This window comes from Saccharothrix sp. NPDC042600, from assembly GCF_040647305.1.
Lineage (GTDB): Bacteria > Actinomycetota > Actinomycetes > Mycobacteriales > Pseudonocardiaceae > Actinosynnema > Actinosynnema mutabilis.
The window spans coordinates 139,710-157,665 of sequence record NZ_JBEZBW010000004.1 but is presented as its reverse complement, the minus strand read 5'-3'; the positions used below and the strand labels follow the sequence as shown (position 1 = coordinate 157,665).

15 protein-coding genes are annotated in these 17,956 nt (G+C 68.6%); 5 read left to right on the top strand and 10 right to left on the bottom strand.

Features of this window, described 5'->3' with window-relative positions; translation table 11 throughout:
- Window positions 1-6 precede the first annotated feature (6 nt).
- Genes AB0A74_RS05295 through AB0A74_RS05285 form a run of 3 tightly spaced genes read left to right on the top strand, consistent with a single transcriptional unit; the run spans window position 7 to window position 5,989 of the window.
- A complete protein-coding gene (locus AB0A74_RS05295) occupies window positions 7-3,744 on the top strand; it encodes a hypothetical protein (protein WP_358247635.1) in 3,738 nt (1,245 codons plus the stop codon).
- The gene (locus AB0A74_RS05290; RefSeq protein ID WP_358247634.1) at window positions 3,741-4,799 is read left to right on the top strand and encodes a hypothetical protein; all 1,059 of its coding nucleotides are present in this window, start codon (window positions 3,741-3,743) and stop codon (window positions 4,797-4,799) included. Before AB0A74_RS05295 ends, AB0A74_RS05290 begins: the two co-directional genes overlap by 4 nt.
- Window positions 4,796-5,989 (top strand): hypothetical protein, encoded by a 1,194-nt coding sequence (locus tag AB0A74_RS05285; protein ID WP_358247633.1) that lies wholly within the window; start codon window positions 4,796-4,798, stop codon window positions 5,987-5,989. Before AB0A74_RS05290 ends, AB0A74_RS05285 begins: the two co-directional genes overlap by 4 nt.
- A 98-nt stretch (window positions 5,990-6,087) precedes the next feature.
- Here the strand turns inward: AB0A74_RS05285 and AB0A74_RS05280 are convergent, their stop codons facing one another.
- The 8 genes from AB0A74_RS05280 to AB0A74_RS05245 form a co-directional block, all read right to left on the bottom strand.
- On the bottom strand, window positions 6,088-7,218 hold the full coding sequence (locus tag AB0A74_RS05280; protein WP_358247632.1) for an endonuclease/exonuclease/phosphatase family protein: 1,131 nt from the start codon (window positions 7,216-7,218) through the stop codon (window positions 6,088-6,090).
- 198 nt (window positions 7,219-7,416) lie between these two features.
- Complete coding sequence (locus tag AB0A74_RS05275) at window positions 7,417-7,917, bottom strand: hypothetical protein (protein WP_358247631.1); 501 nt, start codon at window positions 7,915-7,917, stop codon at window positions 7,417-7,419.
- 523 nt (window positions 7,918-8,440) lie between these two features.
- On the bottom strand, window positions 8,441-8,851 hold the full coding sequence (locus AB0A74_RS05270) for a DUF296 domain-containing protein (protein ID WP_358247630.1): 411 nt from the start codon (window positions 8,849-8,851) through the stop codon (window positions 8,441-8,443).
- Between the two features lie 266 nt (window positions 8,852-9,117).
- Complete coding sequence (locus tag AB0A74_RS05265) at window positions 9,118-10,110, bottom strand: sugar phosphate isomerase/epimerase family protein (protein ID WP_358247629.1); 993 nt, start codon at window positions 10,108-10,110, stop codon at window positions 9,118-9,120.
- A gap of 2 nt (window positions 10,111-10,112) precedes the next feature.
- Complete coding sequence (gene iolE / locus AB0A74_RS05260; protein WP_358247628.1) at window positions 10,113-11,030, bottom strand: myo-inosose-2 dehydratase; 918 nt, start codon at window positions 11,028-11,030, stop codon at window positions 10,113-10,115.
- Window positions 11,027-11,593 carry a hypothetical protein gene (locus AB0A74_RS05255; RefSeq protein WP_358247627.1) on the bottom strand — a complete coding sequence of 189 codons (567 nt, stop codon included), beginning with the start codon at window positions 11,591-11,593 and terminating at the stop codon, window positions 11,027-11,029. Before AB0A74_RS05255 ends, iolE begins: the two co-directional genes overlap by 4 nt.
- On the bottom strand, window positions 11,590-12,759 hold the full coding sequence (locus AB0A74_RS05250) for a ferritin-like protein (RefSeq protein WP_358247626.1): 1,170 nt from the start codon (window positions 12,757-12,759) through the stop codon (window positions 11,590-11,592). The genes AB0A74_RS05255 and AB0A74_RS05250 overlap by 4 nt, the downstream gene beginning before the upstream one ends.
- 77 nt (window positions 12,760-12,836) lie before the next feature.
- Complete coding sequence (locus tag AB0A74_RS05245) at window positions 12,837-14,750, bottom strand: GMC family oxidoreductase (RefSeq protein WP_358247625.1); 1,914 nt, start codon at window positions 14,748-14,750, stop codon at window positions 12,837-12,839.
- Between the two features lie 1,142 nt (window positions 14,751-15,892).
- On the opposite strand from AB0A74_RS05245, the gene AB0A74_RS05240 reads away from it, so the two are divergent.
- A complete protein-coding gene (locus tag AB0A74_RS05240; protein ID WP_358247624.1) occupies window positions 15,893-16,531 on the top strand; it encodes a TNT domain-containing protein in 639 nt (212 codons plus the stop codon).
- Window positions 16,528-16,788 (top strand): hypothetical protein, encoded by a 261-nt coding sequence (locus tag AB0A74_RS05235; RefSeq protein ID WP_358247623.1) that lies wholly within the window; start codon window positions 16,528-16,530, stop codon window positions 16,786-16,788. Before AB0A74_RS05240 ends, AB0A74_RS05235 begins: the two co-directional genes overlap by 4 nt.
- Window positions 16,789-16,844: 56 nt before the next feature.
- Here the strand turns inward: AB0A74_RS05235 and AB0A74_RS05230 are convergent, their stop codons facing one another.
- Complete coding sequence (locus AB0A74_RS05230; RefSeq protein WP_358247622.1) at window positions 16,845-17,150, bottom strand: hypothetical protein; 306 nt, start codon at window positions 17,148-17,150, stop codon at window positions 16,845-16,847.
- Window positions 17,151-17,163: 13 nt separating this feature from the next.
- Complete coding sequence (locus AB0A74_RS05225; RefSeq protein ID WP_358247621.1) at window positions 17,164-17,814, bottom strand: GNAT family N-acetyltransferase; 651 nt, start codon at window positions 17,812-17,814, stop codon at window positions 17,164-17,166.
- Between the last annotated feature and the right edge of the window lie 142 nt (window positions 17,815-17,956).

Genomic DNA, 17,956 nt, shown 5'->3' with positions numbered 1-17,956 from the left:
CAGGCGATGACAGATCAGGGCGACGCGGTGATCGTGCCGATCCGCGTCGAGGCTTTCGTGGCGAACGCGCGCAACACCGGCACGCTGTGCCGCTGGACGTTGCACTTCGGCGACGCGAGGACGCACCCGGAGCCCGATCCGTTCGGCTGCGACCCCGCCGAGAAGATCGGAGCAGGCGTCTACCTGCACTGGCAGCTACCCGACGCGTTGACCCGGGGCCGCGCGAACCTCACCACCCGCCCCGACCTCCTCGTGCACCCCCCGATCCCCAACCGCTGGGTGGTCGTGCGCTACCGCCGCGCCGGCGCCCTCGACGCAGCCGCCACCTGCGACGCCGGTTGGGTCGTGGAAAGCGACCACCTGGGCACCCGGGCGAAACCGGGGACCTCGGCGTACTTGCACAAGGGCGAACCCGCCACCATCGGCAGACGGCACGACCTGCACAAGTCCCCGTGGCCGGGCGCCACCACCGATCCCGGTTTCACGCTGACCGCGATCGGCCCCGGTCTGCCCGCCTTCGCGGCCTACCAACCGTACAACGCGGACGTGCTGTCCACGCACGACCCGCTGGCCGGGGTGGCGCGGGGGTGGCTGAGCTACCTCGTCATCGGCTGGCACGCCAGGCCCGAACACGACCCCCTCTCCACCGAGCAGATCAACGACCTGGTGGCCTTCTTCACCGACGCCCCTCCCGCCACCACCCGCACCAGCGACCTGGTCGCCGAGGGGCTGGACGCGCTCGGCTGGACGACGACGGGCGCGCCCACCGCCAAGCGTTCCCTCTACGTCGGCCACGTGCTGTCCCTCGAATGGCGAACCGACCAAGCCCCCCTGTCTCCGCGGGAACCCCGCAGCCCGACCAACACCGTCAACATCGCCGTCGGCAGCAGCTCCGCCGACGCCCTCACCCCGCTGCTCGACGCGGTCAAGGGGACGGCGTCGTCGTGGGGCTTCACCTCGCTGCTCAACGCCTTCCACACCGGTTTCCTCGACGTGCTCGACACCGCTCCCGGCCGTGCCGCCGCGAGCACGCTGTTGGACGACGCGGTGCACGCCACCTGGTTCCGCCCGAGCCCGGGAGGAACCGCGTGGCAACTGGTCGCGGAGGAGCCCGACGCCGACACCGCACGACCGCGGCCCGACGACCGCCAGCTCAGCGCCCTGCGCGAGCTCAACACCACCCAGCGCCGGTTGGACCGGGCCCGCTCCCGCGAAGCCGGGTTGCGCCGGCGCCTGTACGACCTGTGGTGGGCACGAGACGTGGACCAGGCTCCCGACGGCTTCGCCGAGAAGGCGAACAAGCAGCTCGACCCGCGAACACCCGACAGCCTCGCCGCGCGGGTCGCGTCGGCCGCGGCGGACACCCACGAGCACCTGAGGGTCCGCCGGAACCTGATCCAGCGATTCCCGCTGCGGGACTCCAGTGATCGCCCCTTCACCTTGAAGGCGGTGCCGGAACGACCTTTCCACGAGGCGCAGGACCCGGTGTCCGTGCTGTGCGGCGCGGGAGCCGATCCGACCACAGCCGTTCCCGACGCCGGCCACACCCTGCCGTGCCGCACGCCCAAGCAGGTCATCGGCTCGGCCAGGATCGGCGGCAAGACGTTCGCGGCGCCGTCGACACCCCTCCGGCCCCAGCACTTCGACGATCTCCAGCGGCAGCTCGAAGCCATGAAGGTCCCGTGGCCGGTGATCACGGGACTGCTCGGCGAGTTCTCCGTGTTGGAGGCCGCCGCCGCTCACCACGTCAACGGCGGGTCGAAGGCCGCCCTGCGCGACGTGCTCACGCCGGACGGCGACGGACGGTTGCCCGCCGTCCTGGCGGTCTGGGAGCAGCCCTGGTCCCCGCTCTACCTGATGTGGGACGTCGGCGTCCACCCCCTGCCGTTCGGCATGGCCGCCGACGGGACGAAGGGCGAGCACTGGACGTTCCGCGACGGCCGGTTCCGCTTCACCACCGCCGGCAAGGGCGACGTGGCCGGGTCGCGCAGCGCCGCGGGCCGCGCGGGGCTGGCGCCCGTGCCCGTGTTCACCATGTCCCGCCGCGCCGACGCGCACCGCGACACCTACTCCGCCGCGGGGTTCGCGGCTTTCCGCCTGTTCGCCCAGCAGGTCCGGCAGTGGGACCTGCTCTCCCAACCACTCGACGGGGTGAACGCCTGGCCGGCGCGTCGACGCCCCGCGTTCGACGACCCGTCGCCGAAGAGCGCGGCAGGGCGGCCCGCGATGCCGACGCCGCCGTCGACCGTTCCCGATCCGCACTCGCCGCAGGGGTGGAACGCCGTGCGCACGGTCCAGTTCGCCTTCTCCCGCGTCGTCGTGGTGGACCGCTTCGGCCAGACCGTGACCGTGGTGCGCACGAGCGAACCGGAGAAGTTCCCGCCGCGGCGCGCGGCCAGCGTCGACTGCGGGAACGACGAGAAGGCGCCGAAGGACAACAAGTGCCACCTGCCCCAGAACACCCACCGCTACATACACCTGGCACCGCGGCTGCACCAGCCGGCCCGCCTGCGCCTCGACCTGTTGTCCGCCCGGACCGGCGCGATCCGTCCGCTCGACCCGCACACCGACCCGGACATGGTCACCGACACCGCCGTCTGCGGCTGGCTGATGCTGCGCCGCACCGGGCGAGGATCCCCGACCAGCCCGGATTCCGAACACCGCACGCTGGTCGTCTTCGACGCGGAAGGCCGCGGCCTGGGCGAACTCGGCGTGATCGGCCCGTCCGGGCGGACCCCGCCACGACGCGCGGTCGGCTGGCGGCCACTGCACGGTTCACGGCACGTCGAACCCGCGGACGTCTTCGCCGACACCTCCGCCCACCTGCCCGACCTCCTGCGGGCACTGGTGGACCGGAACGCCGACGCGATCGCCCGCGGAGCGGCCACCAGAGGCCCGAACGACCCGGACAAACCCCGACGCCTGCACGAACTGCTCAACGCCGTCGAGACCGGGCTCATGTTCATCACACCGGTCGGTGACGACCGCGGGACCCGGCTCACCCAGCTCGTCGGACGACCGCTGGCGCTGGTCCGGCTCCGCCTCAGCCTCGACCTCGACACCGCACCCCTGCCCGCCGCGCACCAGGACGACGGGGACTGGACGTACCTGCACAGCCCACCACCCGACACCAAGCATCCACTGTGGACCATGCGCTGGCCGGTGCAGCTGGGCAAGGGCGAAGACCTGCGGGACGGGCTCATCGGCTACTACGCGCACACCGACGCGGCACAGCCCGCCAAGACCGGCTACGACGTGTTCCACCTGGTGCACAAGCCCAACGGCACCGGACACGCCTACGTCACGCACTTCGACGACGGCCACGTCCTCTCGCTGCCCGCACGTCCCGTCCACACCGACGACCCGTCGGCCTCGCGGTACGTCACCTTGCTGATGGACCCGTGGTCCGAGGTGACCGCCGCCATGGACATCGTTCCCGCCACGAGCCTGCGGCTGCCCACCGGCACCGTCGACGCTGTGCTGTCCCGGCTGCACACGGCGGTGCCCGTCGACACGCTGCTCGCGCCGACCCGCCACGGCCTGAAGGGCACCGACAACCTCGTCGTGCCCTTGCCGACCGAATTCGACGCCCGCGAGCACAAGGGGACCTGGTGGGAGCGGACCGGCCGGGAGTGGCACACCACCCCGGTCGAACCCGCCGACGCCGCCGCCCGGCTCCCGCACCGCAGGCCGGAAGTCCGCTCCGGATTCCTCACCATCACCGCGCAGGAGGACCAGCGATGAGCCCACCGTCCGCCCCACTGTTCACCCTGACCGAGACCATCTACGACCCGGCGACCGCCCCCGCCCTGCGGATCACCGTGACCAACCGGGGCGACCGCCCCTTCACGTGCACGAAACTCGTCCTGTCCTGCCCGACCACCGAGATCGCCGCGGCGCCGCGAACGAACGGGGACTCGGACGGCTGGACCGTCACCCAGGACTCGGGCGACACCGTCGCGCTGCCCGGGACGGACGCGTCGACCATCCCCCCGGGCGACCGGGTGTCCGTCGTCCTCGGCCCCCTGCGGGGCCTCGGCTCCGATCCGGTCGCGCTCGGCACGCTCGTCGAGGGCACGTTCGACGGCGACAGCGATCCCACTCGCAGCGCGGCGACGCACCGGCTCCAGGCCAACAAGCACATCAGGAACTTCCGCGGGTCTTCGTCCGCCGTCGACTACGAGGAGGACGTCGACCTGGTGTGGGAAGGGGCCGACTCCTTCCCGCCCAAGGGCTACCACCTGAAGATCAACGCGAGCGATCCGGTCCGGTTGGACGAGAAGGCGATCACCAAGAACGGCGACGCCTACCGCTACCGGGTGCCGAAGCTCACCGCGAACACGGTGTTCCAGTTGACGGCGGCCGACGAGAGCGGCGTGGCCCTGGTCATGGTGCACCGGGGGGATGTGCACGCGGGCACGCTGACCGTTCGCGGCACGGTCTCCATGGTGGGCAGACCGGCGAAGATCTACAACGGCGCTCACCCGGAATGGGAGTGCACCATGCCGAGCGACGGGTTCATCCTCGCCACGGCGAGAGCCAAGGCCGGCGGCCAGGCGACCTCGATGACGACCTCCGTACACCCTCCCCACGACGACAAGTCGTACTCGTTCTCGCTGAACCCCGGCAACGGCCGGGTGGACAACGTGCTCATCCCGGTGCAGTGCGGAGCCTGCGTCCTCTTCACGATCCCGACCACGGACAGGCAGAACACCTACGAGGCCGTCTGGTTCCCGCTGGGGTACGAGGTGGACGCACCCGAGTGTGATGTCTCCGGCGACTCGGAGCGAGAGTCATGACCGGCCACGAGCAGTCCGCGCCGAAGGACCTGACCTGCACGCTCAAACCCCCGCGAGTGGAGGCGAGCACCACCACCAAGGGTGCCTCCGCCGAACTTCGGGTCACCGTCGGGAACGACACCGGGCAAACCGTCAAATGCGCCGAAGTGACGATCGCGGTGCCGTGCGGGGACGGTGAAACCGCTCTGTTCCGCGAACTTCGGGGCCAGCACGTCGGCATCACCGCCGAGTCGGGGGGCTGGCGCAAGAAGTCGGTGGTCAACGGCAAGGTGACGGTGGCGAAGGCCCCCAAGAGCGACGAGTTCAAGCCGGGTGAGCACTTCACGGTGCGACTGACCAACACCGCGGTGGCCAAGCCGGGCAAGGCGGTCGTCAAGGTGACCTCGGGCAAGGACGCCCTGGCGGATCTCGTGGTGGAGAAGGTCCAGCCGGGCGTCGAGCTGACCGACCTCCAGGCGAGGACACCGTGGATCAAGGCCGGCCAGGAGGCCGAGCTGACGTGGACCAGGAAGGTACCCGACAGACACACCTTCTCGGCCCGTCTCGAATGGGGCCGCGAGGGCGACCCGAATTCCACCAGGAACGTCTCCGAGACAGTGCACACGAGCGTCAGGCTGTACCACGACACGTCGTTCCGGATGATCGCCCGGGTGGGCGAGAAGGACAAGAAGGACACGGAAGTCGAGCTGCTCCGCAGCACCGCGGTCTTCGTCGGCCACCCCGACCTGAGTCCGCCGACGTGCAAGGTCGACCGCGGGGCGAGCCTGTTCTCCGACTTCGACACGTCCCGATCCGGTGTCGTCGAATGGAAGCGGGACGGTGACCAGCGGTTCAAGATGACGCCGATCAAGGTCGTGGCACACACCGACGGCATCGCGGAGCTGGTCGTCGGGACGCACGTCGAGAACGAGTGGGAGGTGGTCGACGCCTACCCCGTCTTCACCGTGGAACTCATCGGCAAGACCGGGAAGGCGCTCTACGAAACGGAGATCCCGGTGACCAAGGACGAGGTGCCGCGCCAGGACTACTCCGTCGAACTGCGCCGACTGACCATCCCCGTACCCGTCGGGAGCAAACTCGTGATCACCGGGAAGCTGAAGGCCAAGTCCAACAACCTGTACTTCTGGAACACGGTCCTGTGGAAGTGGAGCCCACTGGGGAGCGGCGGGCTCGCCTGGTCGACCCAGTAGATCGTCGCGGCGGACTCGGGGCCTATCCGGGTCGCGGCGGCCTCGCTCGCCGGACCCGCACGCGGGTCGCCACCGGTTCGTACGCGGCGATCTCGGGTTCATCCCCGCGCCGAGGTGCCTGGCCGGGCGCTGTCGGTGGCGGTCGCCCACGCCGTCACAACCTGGAAGGTGCTGAGGACGACTTTGTGGTCGGTCGGCCAAGTCCAGGTGGGGCGCCGGAACCTGTCCTTGCCCGACTCCTCGACGCGCTTGCCGCGGACGATGCTGCGGGACGGTCCGACCAGGACGCTGTCGAGAAGTCGGAGCCGTTCGTCGGGGTAGTAGAAGACGAAGTCGATCCGGTCCCGTTCGTCGGCCTTCGGTGCCCAGGTGAGCTTGCCGACGTCGGCGCCCGGATTGTCGCTCGGCCAGGTGAAGCCCGGCGTGAGGACCGGGTCCGGGTTGATCTCGCGGTAGCTGTCGCGGAAACCGGCGTCCTCGATCGCTTCGGTGGTCGACCAGGCGACGATGGTGCCGTTGTGGTCGAAGAGGTGTCGGGTCCGGTGGTCCCAGTCCTGGTGGGAGGGCTCGTTGAAGTCACCGGCCAGCAGCGTCAGCCGTCCCTTGGCCCGCTCTTCCTCGGCGTCCGCGAGCACGGCCCTGGTCACCTCCGTGCGTCCCGAGGCGGCGTTGAGCCACATGATCAAGGCGGCGTCGGTGATGGGACCGGTCGGGATCTCGTCCCAGCCGTACTCGGAGGTTTCGAGTGGTTCCGGTGTGCCGCCACCGTAGCCGCGCGGCAGGTAGGTAACGTAGTAGCGGTACTCCAAGTGCCCCGAGTAGGCCGCGATCTCGACGCCGCCGACCGAGACGACCGCCTTCGTCCAGGACGGGAACGACGTGTGCTCGACGATCGGGCAGCGTGAGATCACCGCCGGATCGGTCGAGTTCTCGTCGCCGAAATAGGTCAACCCGCGCGCGGCGAGATCGGCCCGGAGATCAGCCACCCGTTCCCGGTTCGACTCGCTGAGCATGACCAGGTCCGGCTCGACGGCGGCGACGGTGTCGGCGATGCCCGCCCGGCCGCCCGGGACCTGGCTGCCACCGAGCCAGATGTTGAACTGCATGACCTTGAGCGTCCGGTCCGGGAGCCCGCCGTGCTGCGGGGCGACCTCGGCCGCACCCCGGGTCGGCTCTCCCGCTCCGACGGCCGCCTCGGCCTTCCCGGACGGCTGACGTCGCCTGACCATCTCTGACCTCCACGGTACGCGTGCGCGCCGCTGATCTCGTTCGGTTTGTTCGGCGGGACCCCTGCTACGCCTACCGCGCACCGCAACGGCGGCACGCGGTCGCCGCCTGACGGTCAGGGCCCCGCACTGCCTCCCGCTGCCGGCCGTGTTCCTGCGGACCGTGCGGACGTCGAGGACCGCCGTGCCGCTGTCCGTCGGTCAGCCAGGGGGCCGGAGCCGCCAGATCCGGTCGTTGCCCTCGGAGTTCTTGCTGGAGTGCACCGCGTAGTCGGTGCCGAAGAGGTACTCGCCCTTCGCGCCACCGTCGGCGAGCACGTACCGGAGGCCTCCGAAGGCCGCGACGGGGTGGAAGCGGGCGTTCTTGTCCTCGCAGTCGATGTAGATGATCGTGTAGAGGTCGCCGTAGAAGTTGTGGGCGCCGATGCAGACGCCATAGGCCTGACTCTTGATGACGTAGTAAGTGTTCTCGGGCTTGAAGACGAGGTGGATCTGGTGCGCCGCGGCGGAACCGGTCAGGCAGGGCTTCATGTTCGGCGCGTAGTTGCCGGCCGCCGCCTTCTCCGGCGTGGTGCACTTCGACCGGCCGGTGTTGTAGAACTGGCCGGCCTGTACCCCGGTAGTGGCGTGGGCGGGCACGGTCAGGACGGAGAGCAGGACGGCCACCGCGCCGATCGCGGTTCTGCGGGCGAGCTTGCGCATCGGGAACTCCCTTCAAGGCGTTTTCCCTGTCAGGGTCGCCCGTTCCCGCGCGTCGAAGCGCGCCGGACGTCGGTTCGCCACCGCAGGGCACCCCACTCACTCGCGCAGGTGACGGCCATCCCCCTGCCGGTAACCGGCCGTCGCAAGGGGCCCGGCCGTGCGGGTCGAGGGGGCAACCGGAGCCCGGCGGGGTGACCCTGGCGGAGGTGGCCACCGCGCTGGTGAAAGGCTCGGCGCCGCTGCCGCCGCGGTCAGGGCCGCTCGGTCTCGAAGGTGGAGAGAAGTCGGGTGATCCGCTCCACCTGCGGGGCGTTCATCCCCCGGTGGACGCGAGTGCTTCGCGGAGGCGCGCGACCCCTTGGACGGTGTCGCCGGCGTCGTCGGCTCCTTCCTGTCCGGGGACGCGTCGGTGCGGCGGTCGCCGGGACGACTCCCGCCCGTTCCCGGCGCCGAGCCGTGTCGCAGCGGATCCGGGTGGACGATGGCGTCACCGCTGCCGAGGTCGGTGAGGGCGAAGCCGCTGTCAGGGTTGAAACGCCGGGTCGACCTCGTGTGTCGTCTCGATGACGACGGCCTCCAGCTTCGGGCGCACGACCGCTCGACGCAGGTGGCCTCCCCTGGTGGTGCCGTCCCGCAATGCGACCACGGCGTGCGCGTGCACCTGCCAGTCACCTTCCTCGGTGCGGACCACGTTGCCGATCAGCGAGGCCACCTCGGATTGCTGGCTGACCGGGTTGTCCACGTACTGCTCGGCTTCGACGTCGTAGAACGCCAGGGTGCAGTCGCTGAACGCGCCGATGGCGGTGAACGACGCGGTCTGCAAGCGGTGTTCGCGGGCGAAGGCGAGCAACTCGTCCAACGCCGAATCACCGGCGTCCATCACGAAGGTGTACTGACGTGCGGTTCCACTGTCAACCACGGCGTGCGCGGCCATGCGACCTCCTCAGCTGGTGGGTGCCGGCGACCCGGCGACGATCTCCTCGGCGGCGAGGAACTCCTCGCCCCAACTCACTGTCGATGACGTCGATGCTCGGGTCCACATCGAAGTGGCTGTCCAGTGGCAGCGCACATCAGGCGAGGACTGGGCCGCCTACGCCGCAGACGTCAGCCGACCGGAGCCGACGTGACCACGGCATCGGCAGCTCCCTTGTGGACCCTCAACCTGAAGTTCACAGCGCCTTGACCACTGGGCAGCTCGGATCATGCCGCGTTCACCGTGGCCAGCTCCGAAAGCAGTTTCCTGATCCCTTGCTCGGCAACCTCGTAGGCGCTCGGCACGCCCAGAACTGGCTTGTCCTCCCCGGGGATCCAGAACTTCCGCCTTGTCAGCCGCAAGGAATTGAGGAACGCCGGGATGGCGTTGAAGACTTCGATGAGCAGCGGTCCGTCGTACACGGGCATGATCGGTTCGAGGAACGTGCGCCAGGGGATCCAGCTGTCCGCAACTTCGCCGCGATCCGGCGGCGACACCTGCACGTAGTGCAGGCGCTGCTGGTCGGCGGCATCCTGGATGTCGCTGCGGTACGCATCCGGGCCGCTGCTGCCGAGGACGACGTGGGAGCTGTCCACGCACACGCCGACGTTGGAACCGCGCACGCCGGCAAGGAAGTCGAGCACGTCGCGCACCATGTTAGGAGCGGGTGTCTCCCAGTGGTCGACGGGTTCGATGGCGACTTGGACGCCCTTCTCCGCCGCGTGTTCGCCAAGCCGCTCAAGGATCGGCTGCGCGATGTCGTACCGGGGCCGCAACCAGTCCTGCAGCGCGTCACTCCACAGCGGTTCGCCGTTGAGGGTGGGAAACACGTTGTAGGGGAACAGGATGGGGCCCGCCAGGATGGTGCCGCGCAGGGCCGCTGTGATGTCCACCCGGGACTTGAGGTAGGCCAGGGCCGCCTCGCGTACCTCGGGGTTCAGCGATGTGGGATCGTAGGCCGGCGTCGTGGCCACGTTCGTGGTCAGGCCCACGTCCTCCAACCCGGCTGCGTCGAGAGCCTCCCTGAGCTTCTCGTAACGCGGCACGTCCGCTTGGGGGTCGCCCGCGTCGTTCGGGAAGACGGGCAGGTCGAAGCCCGTGTACCCGATGCTCCGCAGCTCTTTCATGTGTCCGACGACGACCTCGGTGTACCGGGGATCATCCGGGTGCAGGTTGACGGTGAACATGAAGAAGCTGAGATAGATGTCGCGTGTGCTCATCGCTACCACCCCAGGACTTCCGCGAGGTAAGCGCGGGCCATCTTGGCGTACTCCAGCGGGCATGCCGTCGCCGGGTTCTGCTCGGCCTCGACGACCAGCCATCCCCCGTAGCCGGCTTCCCCCAGCGTCGAGAGGATGGGCACGAAGTCGATAGCGCCTTCCGGGTCCCCGGGCACGGTGAAGACGCCCTGCAGGATTCCCTCCTGGAAGGAGAGATGGTCGCTCCGCACCTTCTCGGCCACCGACTGGCGGACGTTCTTGAGGTGGACGTGCTTGATCCGCTGCTTGTGCCTCTCCGCGGTCTCAAGCGGGTCGTCGCCCGCGAACTGGAGATGTCCGGTGTCGAACAGCAGGTGCACGTAGTCCGGGTTGGTGCCCGCCATCAACCTGTCGATGTCCTCGGCCGTCTGCACACCGGTGCCCATGTGGTGGTGGTAGCACAGCCGCATCCCGCCATCCGCGGCCAGCTTCCCGATGTAGTCGAGCCCACTGGTGAGGAGATGCCAATCGTCCTCGGTGAAGCGGGGGCGGTGCTCGAAGACAGGTATGGGCTGCAGGTGCGACGACTGCCCGAACTCCGCGACCACGATGTCCTGGCCGCCCACTTTCTTGAGGAACTCCAACTGTCTCTTGAAGTTCTCGACGGTCCGGTCCTTGTCGCCGATGGTGAAGTAAGTGCTCACCCATGGCTCGGACACCCTCAGGCCGCGCAGGTCCAGTGCCGCCTTGAGGACATCGGGGTCGGCCGGGTACTTGTGGCCGATGCTGCAGCCCTCGAAGCCCGCGAGCGCCATCTCGCTCACGCATTGCTCGAACGGGATCCCGATGTCGATCAGCGGGAAGTCGTCGTTCCACCACAGGGTCGGCGTCACGCCGAGTGATACACCATCGCGACTCAGACCCGGGACAGTGCCGGTCATCGCACTTCCTCCTTCTGGTAGTCCTCGAACGTGGGGGGATTGACCCACGACCCGTACCCCGGCGCCTTCGCGCCGGACGGGTGGGCACCGATCGCCCGCCACAGCAGCCCTTCGGTGTAGGCGGCGGGTGAAACGACGAACAAGGCTTTGCGTCCGTCTTCGGCGTGCGCGCGATCTTCCTCAACCTGGCGCTGCCCGGACACGTCCTGCCGGAGCTGACTTGTCTCGGGCCGACTGCCGTCCGAGACCGCGGGCTTCCCACCGCTCCGGCCGGGCGCCGTCCAGGCCGCCACGTCCGCACGTCCCGACAGCTCCGGGCCGTACCAGACGCCGACGTACCAGAGCTTGATGATGCTCTGCACCACCGGGTCGGTGGTGTCGACAGAGGAGTCGGGCAAGATCACGTTCCGGATCGCATCCGGCCCTTCTTGGTCCAAGACCGTTTCGTAGTAGACCTTCGCCTGACCGGTCCCCCACAGGTCGAACTCGCTGAACCCGGTCACGGCGGCGGAGAACTTCACGAATTCGCGTAGATCCTCATCCGCGGTCGGTCCTTGCGTCACGGTGCTTCCTCCCTCGACAGGTAGAGTTGGAACGTCGGACCGGCGTTCTTCCCCGGATGCCCGGCGAGCGGATTGCGGATGAGGCGGTTCATGCTGTCGCGAACGCGGAACATCTCCCACACCGCCTTGAGCAGCAGGTCGGGCTGACCGTTGTAGGCGAGGTTGACGTGGGTGAGGAAGGTGGCGTAGGACTGGTTGAACTCCTCGGCCGCCGCCAGGACCTCCGGGTCGCCCTGGAGGTCCGCGAGCTTGATGTCCGGCTTCACCGGGTAGACGGCACTCCAGTCGACGTGCAGATCCGGGCCGGAAGGACAGCCGGGCTCGTCGCCCTTCTGGTAGTACCGCCCCTTCTCCAGTTGCTGGAACCTGTAGTAGTGGGCGAGTTCGTCCCCGCTGTCGTAGATGCCGCCGTACAGCCCTTCGCCCTGCTCCGCGACGAGCGTGAGCGCCGCGACCGCGGTGTCCCGCCCGGTCACCTTGATCACGTCGCCGCCACCCGAGTAGAAGTACTCGGGGGTCACCTGGCGAGCGGGATCGCCGGTGAAGATCGTCGTTCCCGCCTCGCGGGCCTGGTCCTCCAGGTGGTTGATCCCCCGGATGATCTCCTCGTAGAACTCACCGATGCTGGAGAAGCGCCGGGTGGGATCTCCCGGGACGAGGCCGAGGACGGAGCCGGACTCTTCGAGCTCCGCCAGTTCGTCCGGTGACGGCGCCGAGCCGTTGGACGTCAGCCCGAGGGCCACCCAGTCCACCGGTACGAACCTGTCCTCCTCCCTGGCCACCTCCGCGGGCTTCTCGATCTTGAGGAACGTTTCGAGAGCTTCAGGCGAGAACGGTCGGAGGTGCACCTCGAAGTCACCCACACCACACGGCAGGCGCGTCGGGTAGTTCGGCACGAAGCCGCGCCTGGTGAGGTCGGGCGTTCCCCCCACGGCGTTCAAGACGTTCGCGACCAGGGTGAGGTGCAGCATCTCCTCGACGGCCACGACCCTGATGACGTGCCGAGCGTCCGAGTTCGTCTCGGGCTTGAGCGAGTAGAGAGCGGTCAGGTAGGGCGGGAGCGTCGCGTGCTCCAGCTGGAGCCCCCGGTAGAGGTACTCGCGCAGCTCCTCGATGGTCTGGATGATGGAGCCCTGGGCCTGCTCCACTGGTGCTGAAACGGACATGTTGCCCCAATCGGTGGCGGTGGCGGTGAGGGTGGCGGTGGCTGGCGTCGCGTTCGACCCGCCGATCTGTTGGCCGTCTAGCCGTGCACGGTGGCCGGCACCTTCGCGGCACGCAGGTACTTGACGATGTGGGTCGAACTGCGGAAGGCGAGCGCCGCCATGGTCAGGCTGATGTTGGACGTCCCGATGGAGGGCAGGCTGCCGGGCCCGACGAGGTAGAGGTTGTCGTGGTCCCACGAGTGCTGGGTGTGGTCGACCACGGAGTTCGTCGGGTCGGTTCCCATGATGTGGGTGCCCGCCAAGTGGTTGCCGCCCAGGATGTTGTACCACTGGCCGTCGTGCTCGACGGCGCTGTAGCTCTTCTCGTCGTACTGGGTCCAGTCCTCGGCACCGAGCTTCTCGAAGATGTCGGCCGCGAGCTTGCGGGCGAACGCGGCACCCCGCATGGTGTAGGGCGGAATCTTGAGCGACACGACCGGTTTCAGGTTGCCGATGGCGTCCTTGTACCGCTCGTCCACGGTGACGGTGTTGCTCTTGTCGGGCAGCAGGTCGATCATGAAGGCCAGCAGGAGCTGTCGGGAGATCCGGTCCCCGAGCGTCCTGCGCAGCTCCGACCCGCGCAGGTTCTGCTTGTCGACGAGTTCGACCAGGTCCGTGTAGGGCGAGCCGGTCGCCCACCCCCAGCCGTCGTTGTGGATGTCCACGCCGAACCCGGCCTGGGTCTGGCGGAACCGCCCGCCGCGCAGGTCGGTGATCCCGCCCGTGCAGGTCGTGCCCCGCATGGTGCCGGCCGGCTTGGGCAACAAGCCCCAGGACAGCAGGTAGGCGTGGTCCATCAGGTTGCAACCGATCAGGTTGCTGCGGCTCATGTCCTGCATGCCGGAGGCCAGCATGAGCCGGGCGTTCTCGATGGCGTGCGCGCAGAGGATGTAGACGAGGCCCTCCACGGTGTAGGTCTCGTAACTGTTGGAGTAGGTCGACTCGTAGTTCTTGAAGGTGATCCCGGTGACTCGCCGGGTCTGCTCGTCGATCTCGACCTTGGACGCGACGGCTTGCGTCACGATCTTGACGTTCCCCTTGCTGAGCGCCTTGGCCAGGGTCTTCCCCGCGTGGTACTTGGCCTGCACGGGGCAGAGCGGGACGCAGTTGGTGTTGCCCTGGCAGCGCTCGCCTTCTTCCGCCTGGCTCGTGCTCACCGCGCCGACCGGGACGTAGCCCTTGCCGCCGTCGTACGCGGCGTTCGGGACGCCGTTGCGGGCCTGCGGGAAACTCCGCACCCGGAGCGTGTACTCGTCGTCCGCCAGGGTGACCCGCATGCCGTCCACGCCTCGGGCGACCGTCTGGTCCAGGTAGGACAGCGGCATGCGGTGCATCGGGAACACGTACCCCTCGGGGAAGTGCATCCCCAGGTACGCCTGGTCCTCGACTTCGGCGGCCACGCCCAGTTCGGCCTCGGCCTGCCGGTAGTACGGCTCCAGGTCGTCGTAGCCCAGCGGCCAGTTCAGGCCCTGGCCGTACCTGGTTCGCAGGTCGAAGTCCTCGGGGAGCATCCGCAGCGCTTTGCCCTCCCAGTGCATGGAGGTGCCGCCGAGGACCCGGGTGAAGGTGGTGTCCGAGCAGTACTTGTCCTCTTGTACGAGGTAGAAGTCGTCTCGGGGCGTGTCCGGTGTCACCGGCATGGTGTCGGTGCTCCTGGGCATCCGGGCATTCGGGTTGAACTCGTACGGGGACTGGTTGTCCTTGACGACCGCGTCGTAGAACCGCGACAGGTAAGACTCGTACTCGTTGAGGTCCAGGTCCTTGCCGGGACCGGCTTCGAGGATCAGCACCCGGTAGCCGGCTTGGCTCAGCCGCTCGGCGACGATGGAACCCGCCATGCCGCCACCGACGATGACGGCGTCCCACTTCTCTTGCGCGGCCTCCGCGGCGCTGGTCCGCGTCGCGGCGCCGGCTGGAAAAATCACCTGGTCTGTATCATCGTAAGATGTCATTTATGCCCCTTTTCGCATCCGGGGGCGAGCCGCACCCGGTTACGGGGAAATTCGGGTTGCAGATCCGCCGGCGCGTCAGGACGGATAGTGGTCGAATGACCGCCGGAAGCCCGTCGCCACCGTCGGCACGGAATCCGATCACCAGCGGGTCCTACCGCCAACCGCGGCCACTCGCCGCCTTGTCGGCCCGCCTGTGCGAGCCGCACACGAGGACCACCCTTCACTTGCCATTGACCACATGTGACACCGCTCGCCGATCCGCCGGGATCGTGGCAAGGGCCTCACCACGAGGCTTGCATATGACGCTGTCCTCCGCATCGGGCCTTCGCGGTGGATCCACCGTTCGGGTGCGACAAAGAGCCTTCTCGGCGTGGCCTCTCCAGCGGCGAGGACGCAGAGCGATTGTGCAGTTGAACAGCAACGCACTGAACTAGTCCAATCGGCGTCGGTGACCGTCACCGCAGAGATGGATGACGACCGGCCGGCCATCACCCACATCACCGTCACCGCGCATGTGACCACTCGCGGCTTCGGATGGACTCCCGCCACCGGCTACCCCAATAGATCACGCCGACAAAGCAACTTGTGGGTGACACATTTCGTCGAGACGAGGCGGCGATATGCGATATCCGTGATCCCTCCATAGCGGAATCACTGGTGGCCCGACGTACCACGTTCAGGGGCACTTCTCGCTCGACTCGCTCCGGCCCTCATGGCGGCCACCGGATCTTGGACAGCAACGCCGTGCGTCCCGCGACCCCAGTGCTGGGGCAGCGCAGGCGCACCGAACACCGCTCTCCACAGTGGAGAGACGCGATGACACGATCGCCGCAGACCGCGACTGCGGCGACCGGCCCATCACATCCAGCAACCGGCCTCGACCCCACCCACGGAGTTCGGCGGTGGGCCGGCCCGGCCGAGGTGGCGGAGCCGGTCTCCCCATACGCCGCGAGTGGCGAGCCGGCCGCGGTTGCCGGGCAGCGCCCTCGGCGAGTGGGCACACGTTCGGGTTTATCCCAAAGCCGTTTCGGCACGAACAACGTGACCCCAAGACGCCGGATCTGCATTTGATCCAGTTCTCATCAACCGCTCCTACAGGCGGATGCGCACGGACGCGTGACGCCGTCCCCTGGTCGAGTGCTGTGGTCCTGCAAGGATTTCCCGGGTACCTGCCCTGTGGTAGGCACTCGGTTTTCGGGCTGATCGCTGCACCGGCCGGACATGCCGCGCCGCCGACGGCGCAGATCCAATGCGAAGGGCCGTTCTTCCGCGACGACGAACGCCTCGGCCCGAAAGTCCTACCGCCGGAAACACACGTGGTCGGCCGACTGCTGGACAAGTACAAGCGATTCGGCAACGAACCCGACGCGGAAGCTTTCCTGGCGAAGTACTGGGATGGCAAGCACTGGAAATACCCCTCGAATTACGGTTTCGTCGGTACGCCGTCGTCGAAGTTGCTCCTGCCGGGTGAAGTCGTCGACCGCTTCGGTGGCCAGTCCGGAAAGTTCCTGTCTCCGATCGGCACGCCGTACGCGCAGCGTTCGCTGCCGCCGCAGAGCCTCAACACTTGTGAGTACGAGCCGGGTGTGCGGATGTCCTACGGCTACTACCGGTACAAGGTGGATCGGCCGTTCGCGGTGCTGAGCGGGACCACCGCCAGCTGGTTCGGGCAGCCCGGTGGGGGGAAGCAGTTCAAGGTCGAGACGCCGGTGGGCGCCCCGGACCGGTGGAATGTGGATTGGCTGGTCAGGAACTACTACCTCGTCCCCATCGTCGGGTGACGGCCGTCGTGGACTCGACCGCCCTGGTGGAAGCGCTGGACCACGCGGGCATCCCGCGCGTGATGTACGAGGTCGAAGGAGTGCGCGAGTTCGGTGACGTGCCGCCCACCGACTTCTACTTCCTGCGCCGCCGCGGTGATCGCTGGCAGGTGGGTGTGTACGAGCGCGGCGAGTACGACCCGTTCGAGGAGTACGACACCGAAGACGCGGCGACAGCGGCGTTCTACCGGAGGTTGATCGGGACCCGACCACGGTGACGGGCCGGCCCGGGCGCCGTGCGTGGCGTCCGGCCGGCCGGCGTCCGGTGTGGGTGTCAGCCGTTCACCGCCCTGGGGGTCGGCGGGCACAACGGTTTGCCGAACTCGTTGCGGAACAACATCATCCGCGGGTCCTTCGCCTTGTGGTACAGCACTCCCTGCCACGGGACGGGTCCGCGTGGGGCGACCAGGAACTCGTCGTTGCCGTCGCCGCCGAAGTCCGTGGTCACCACGTGGCGGCCCACCGCGTGACCGGGGGTGTCGGGATCGCCGAAGACGGCCAGGACGGTCCGCTGCCACGCCCCACCGCCGGGACCGGTGGCGGTGGGCCGCCGGGTGCGGAAACCGCCGCTGGCGACCACGCCGCCTGGTGAGTCAGCGCGGCACCTCCTTGACGAGGCTGACGATTCCGGCCTGACCCGTGTTCGGCACGGGCTCGTAGCCCTCGCTCCGGTACAGCTCGATGTTGTGCAGGCTCTTCGCGCCTGTGAACAGCACCATTCGGCGCACGTCCGCCCCGGCGCCCGCTTCGGCGGCGCGCAGCAGCCACCGCCCCACGCCCCGGCCGCGGAGGTCGGGCACCACGGCGAGTCGGCCGATGTGCCAGTCCGTGCCTTCTTGGCGGGTGCGGACCATGCCCAGCAGGCGCCCGTCGAGCCGCAGGCCCGCGGTGGTCCACGTTGCCAGCCACTCGCGCACTTCCTCCGGTGACTCGTGCAGTGGCGGGATGGCCAGGGTGTCGTTGGCCAGCGCCTCTTCCACCCAGCAGCACCGCTGCAGGACGGTGACCTCCGCGGCGTCATCGAGGGTCAACGCTCGCGTGTAGGAGCCTGGCAAGGGGCCCGGCGACGCTACGGCCCGTTCGCGCATGGGCCGTAGGGCGTGGGCGAGGCGGGTCAGTTCGTCCAGCACGTGCACACCCGCCCGGTCGCGGGCGGCGTCCGGGCGCAACCGCCCGTTCTCCACGGCGTCGGCGATGCGGATCGCGACCGTGGCGCCCAGCGGCACCAGGCGCAGCGTGGTCACGACCTGCTTGGCGTGCTGGACCGACCGCGTGCCCGCCGAGGTGTTGCCGTAGCCGACGAACCCGATCGGCTTCCACGCCCACTCGCGGCCCAGGTAGCCAGCGCGTTCTTCAACGTCGCCGGCATCCCGTCTTGATGAAATG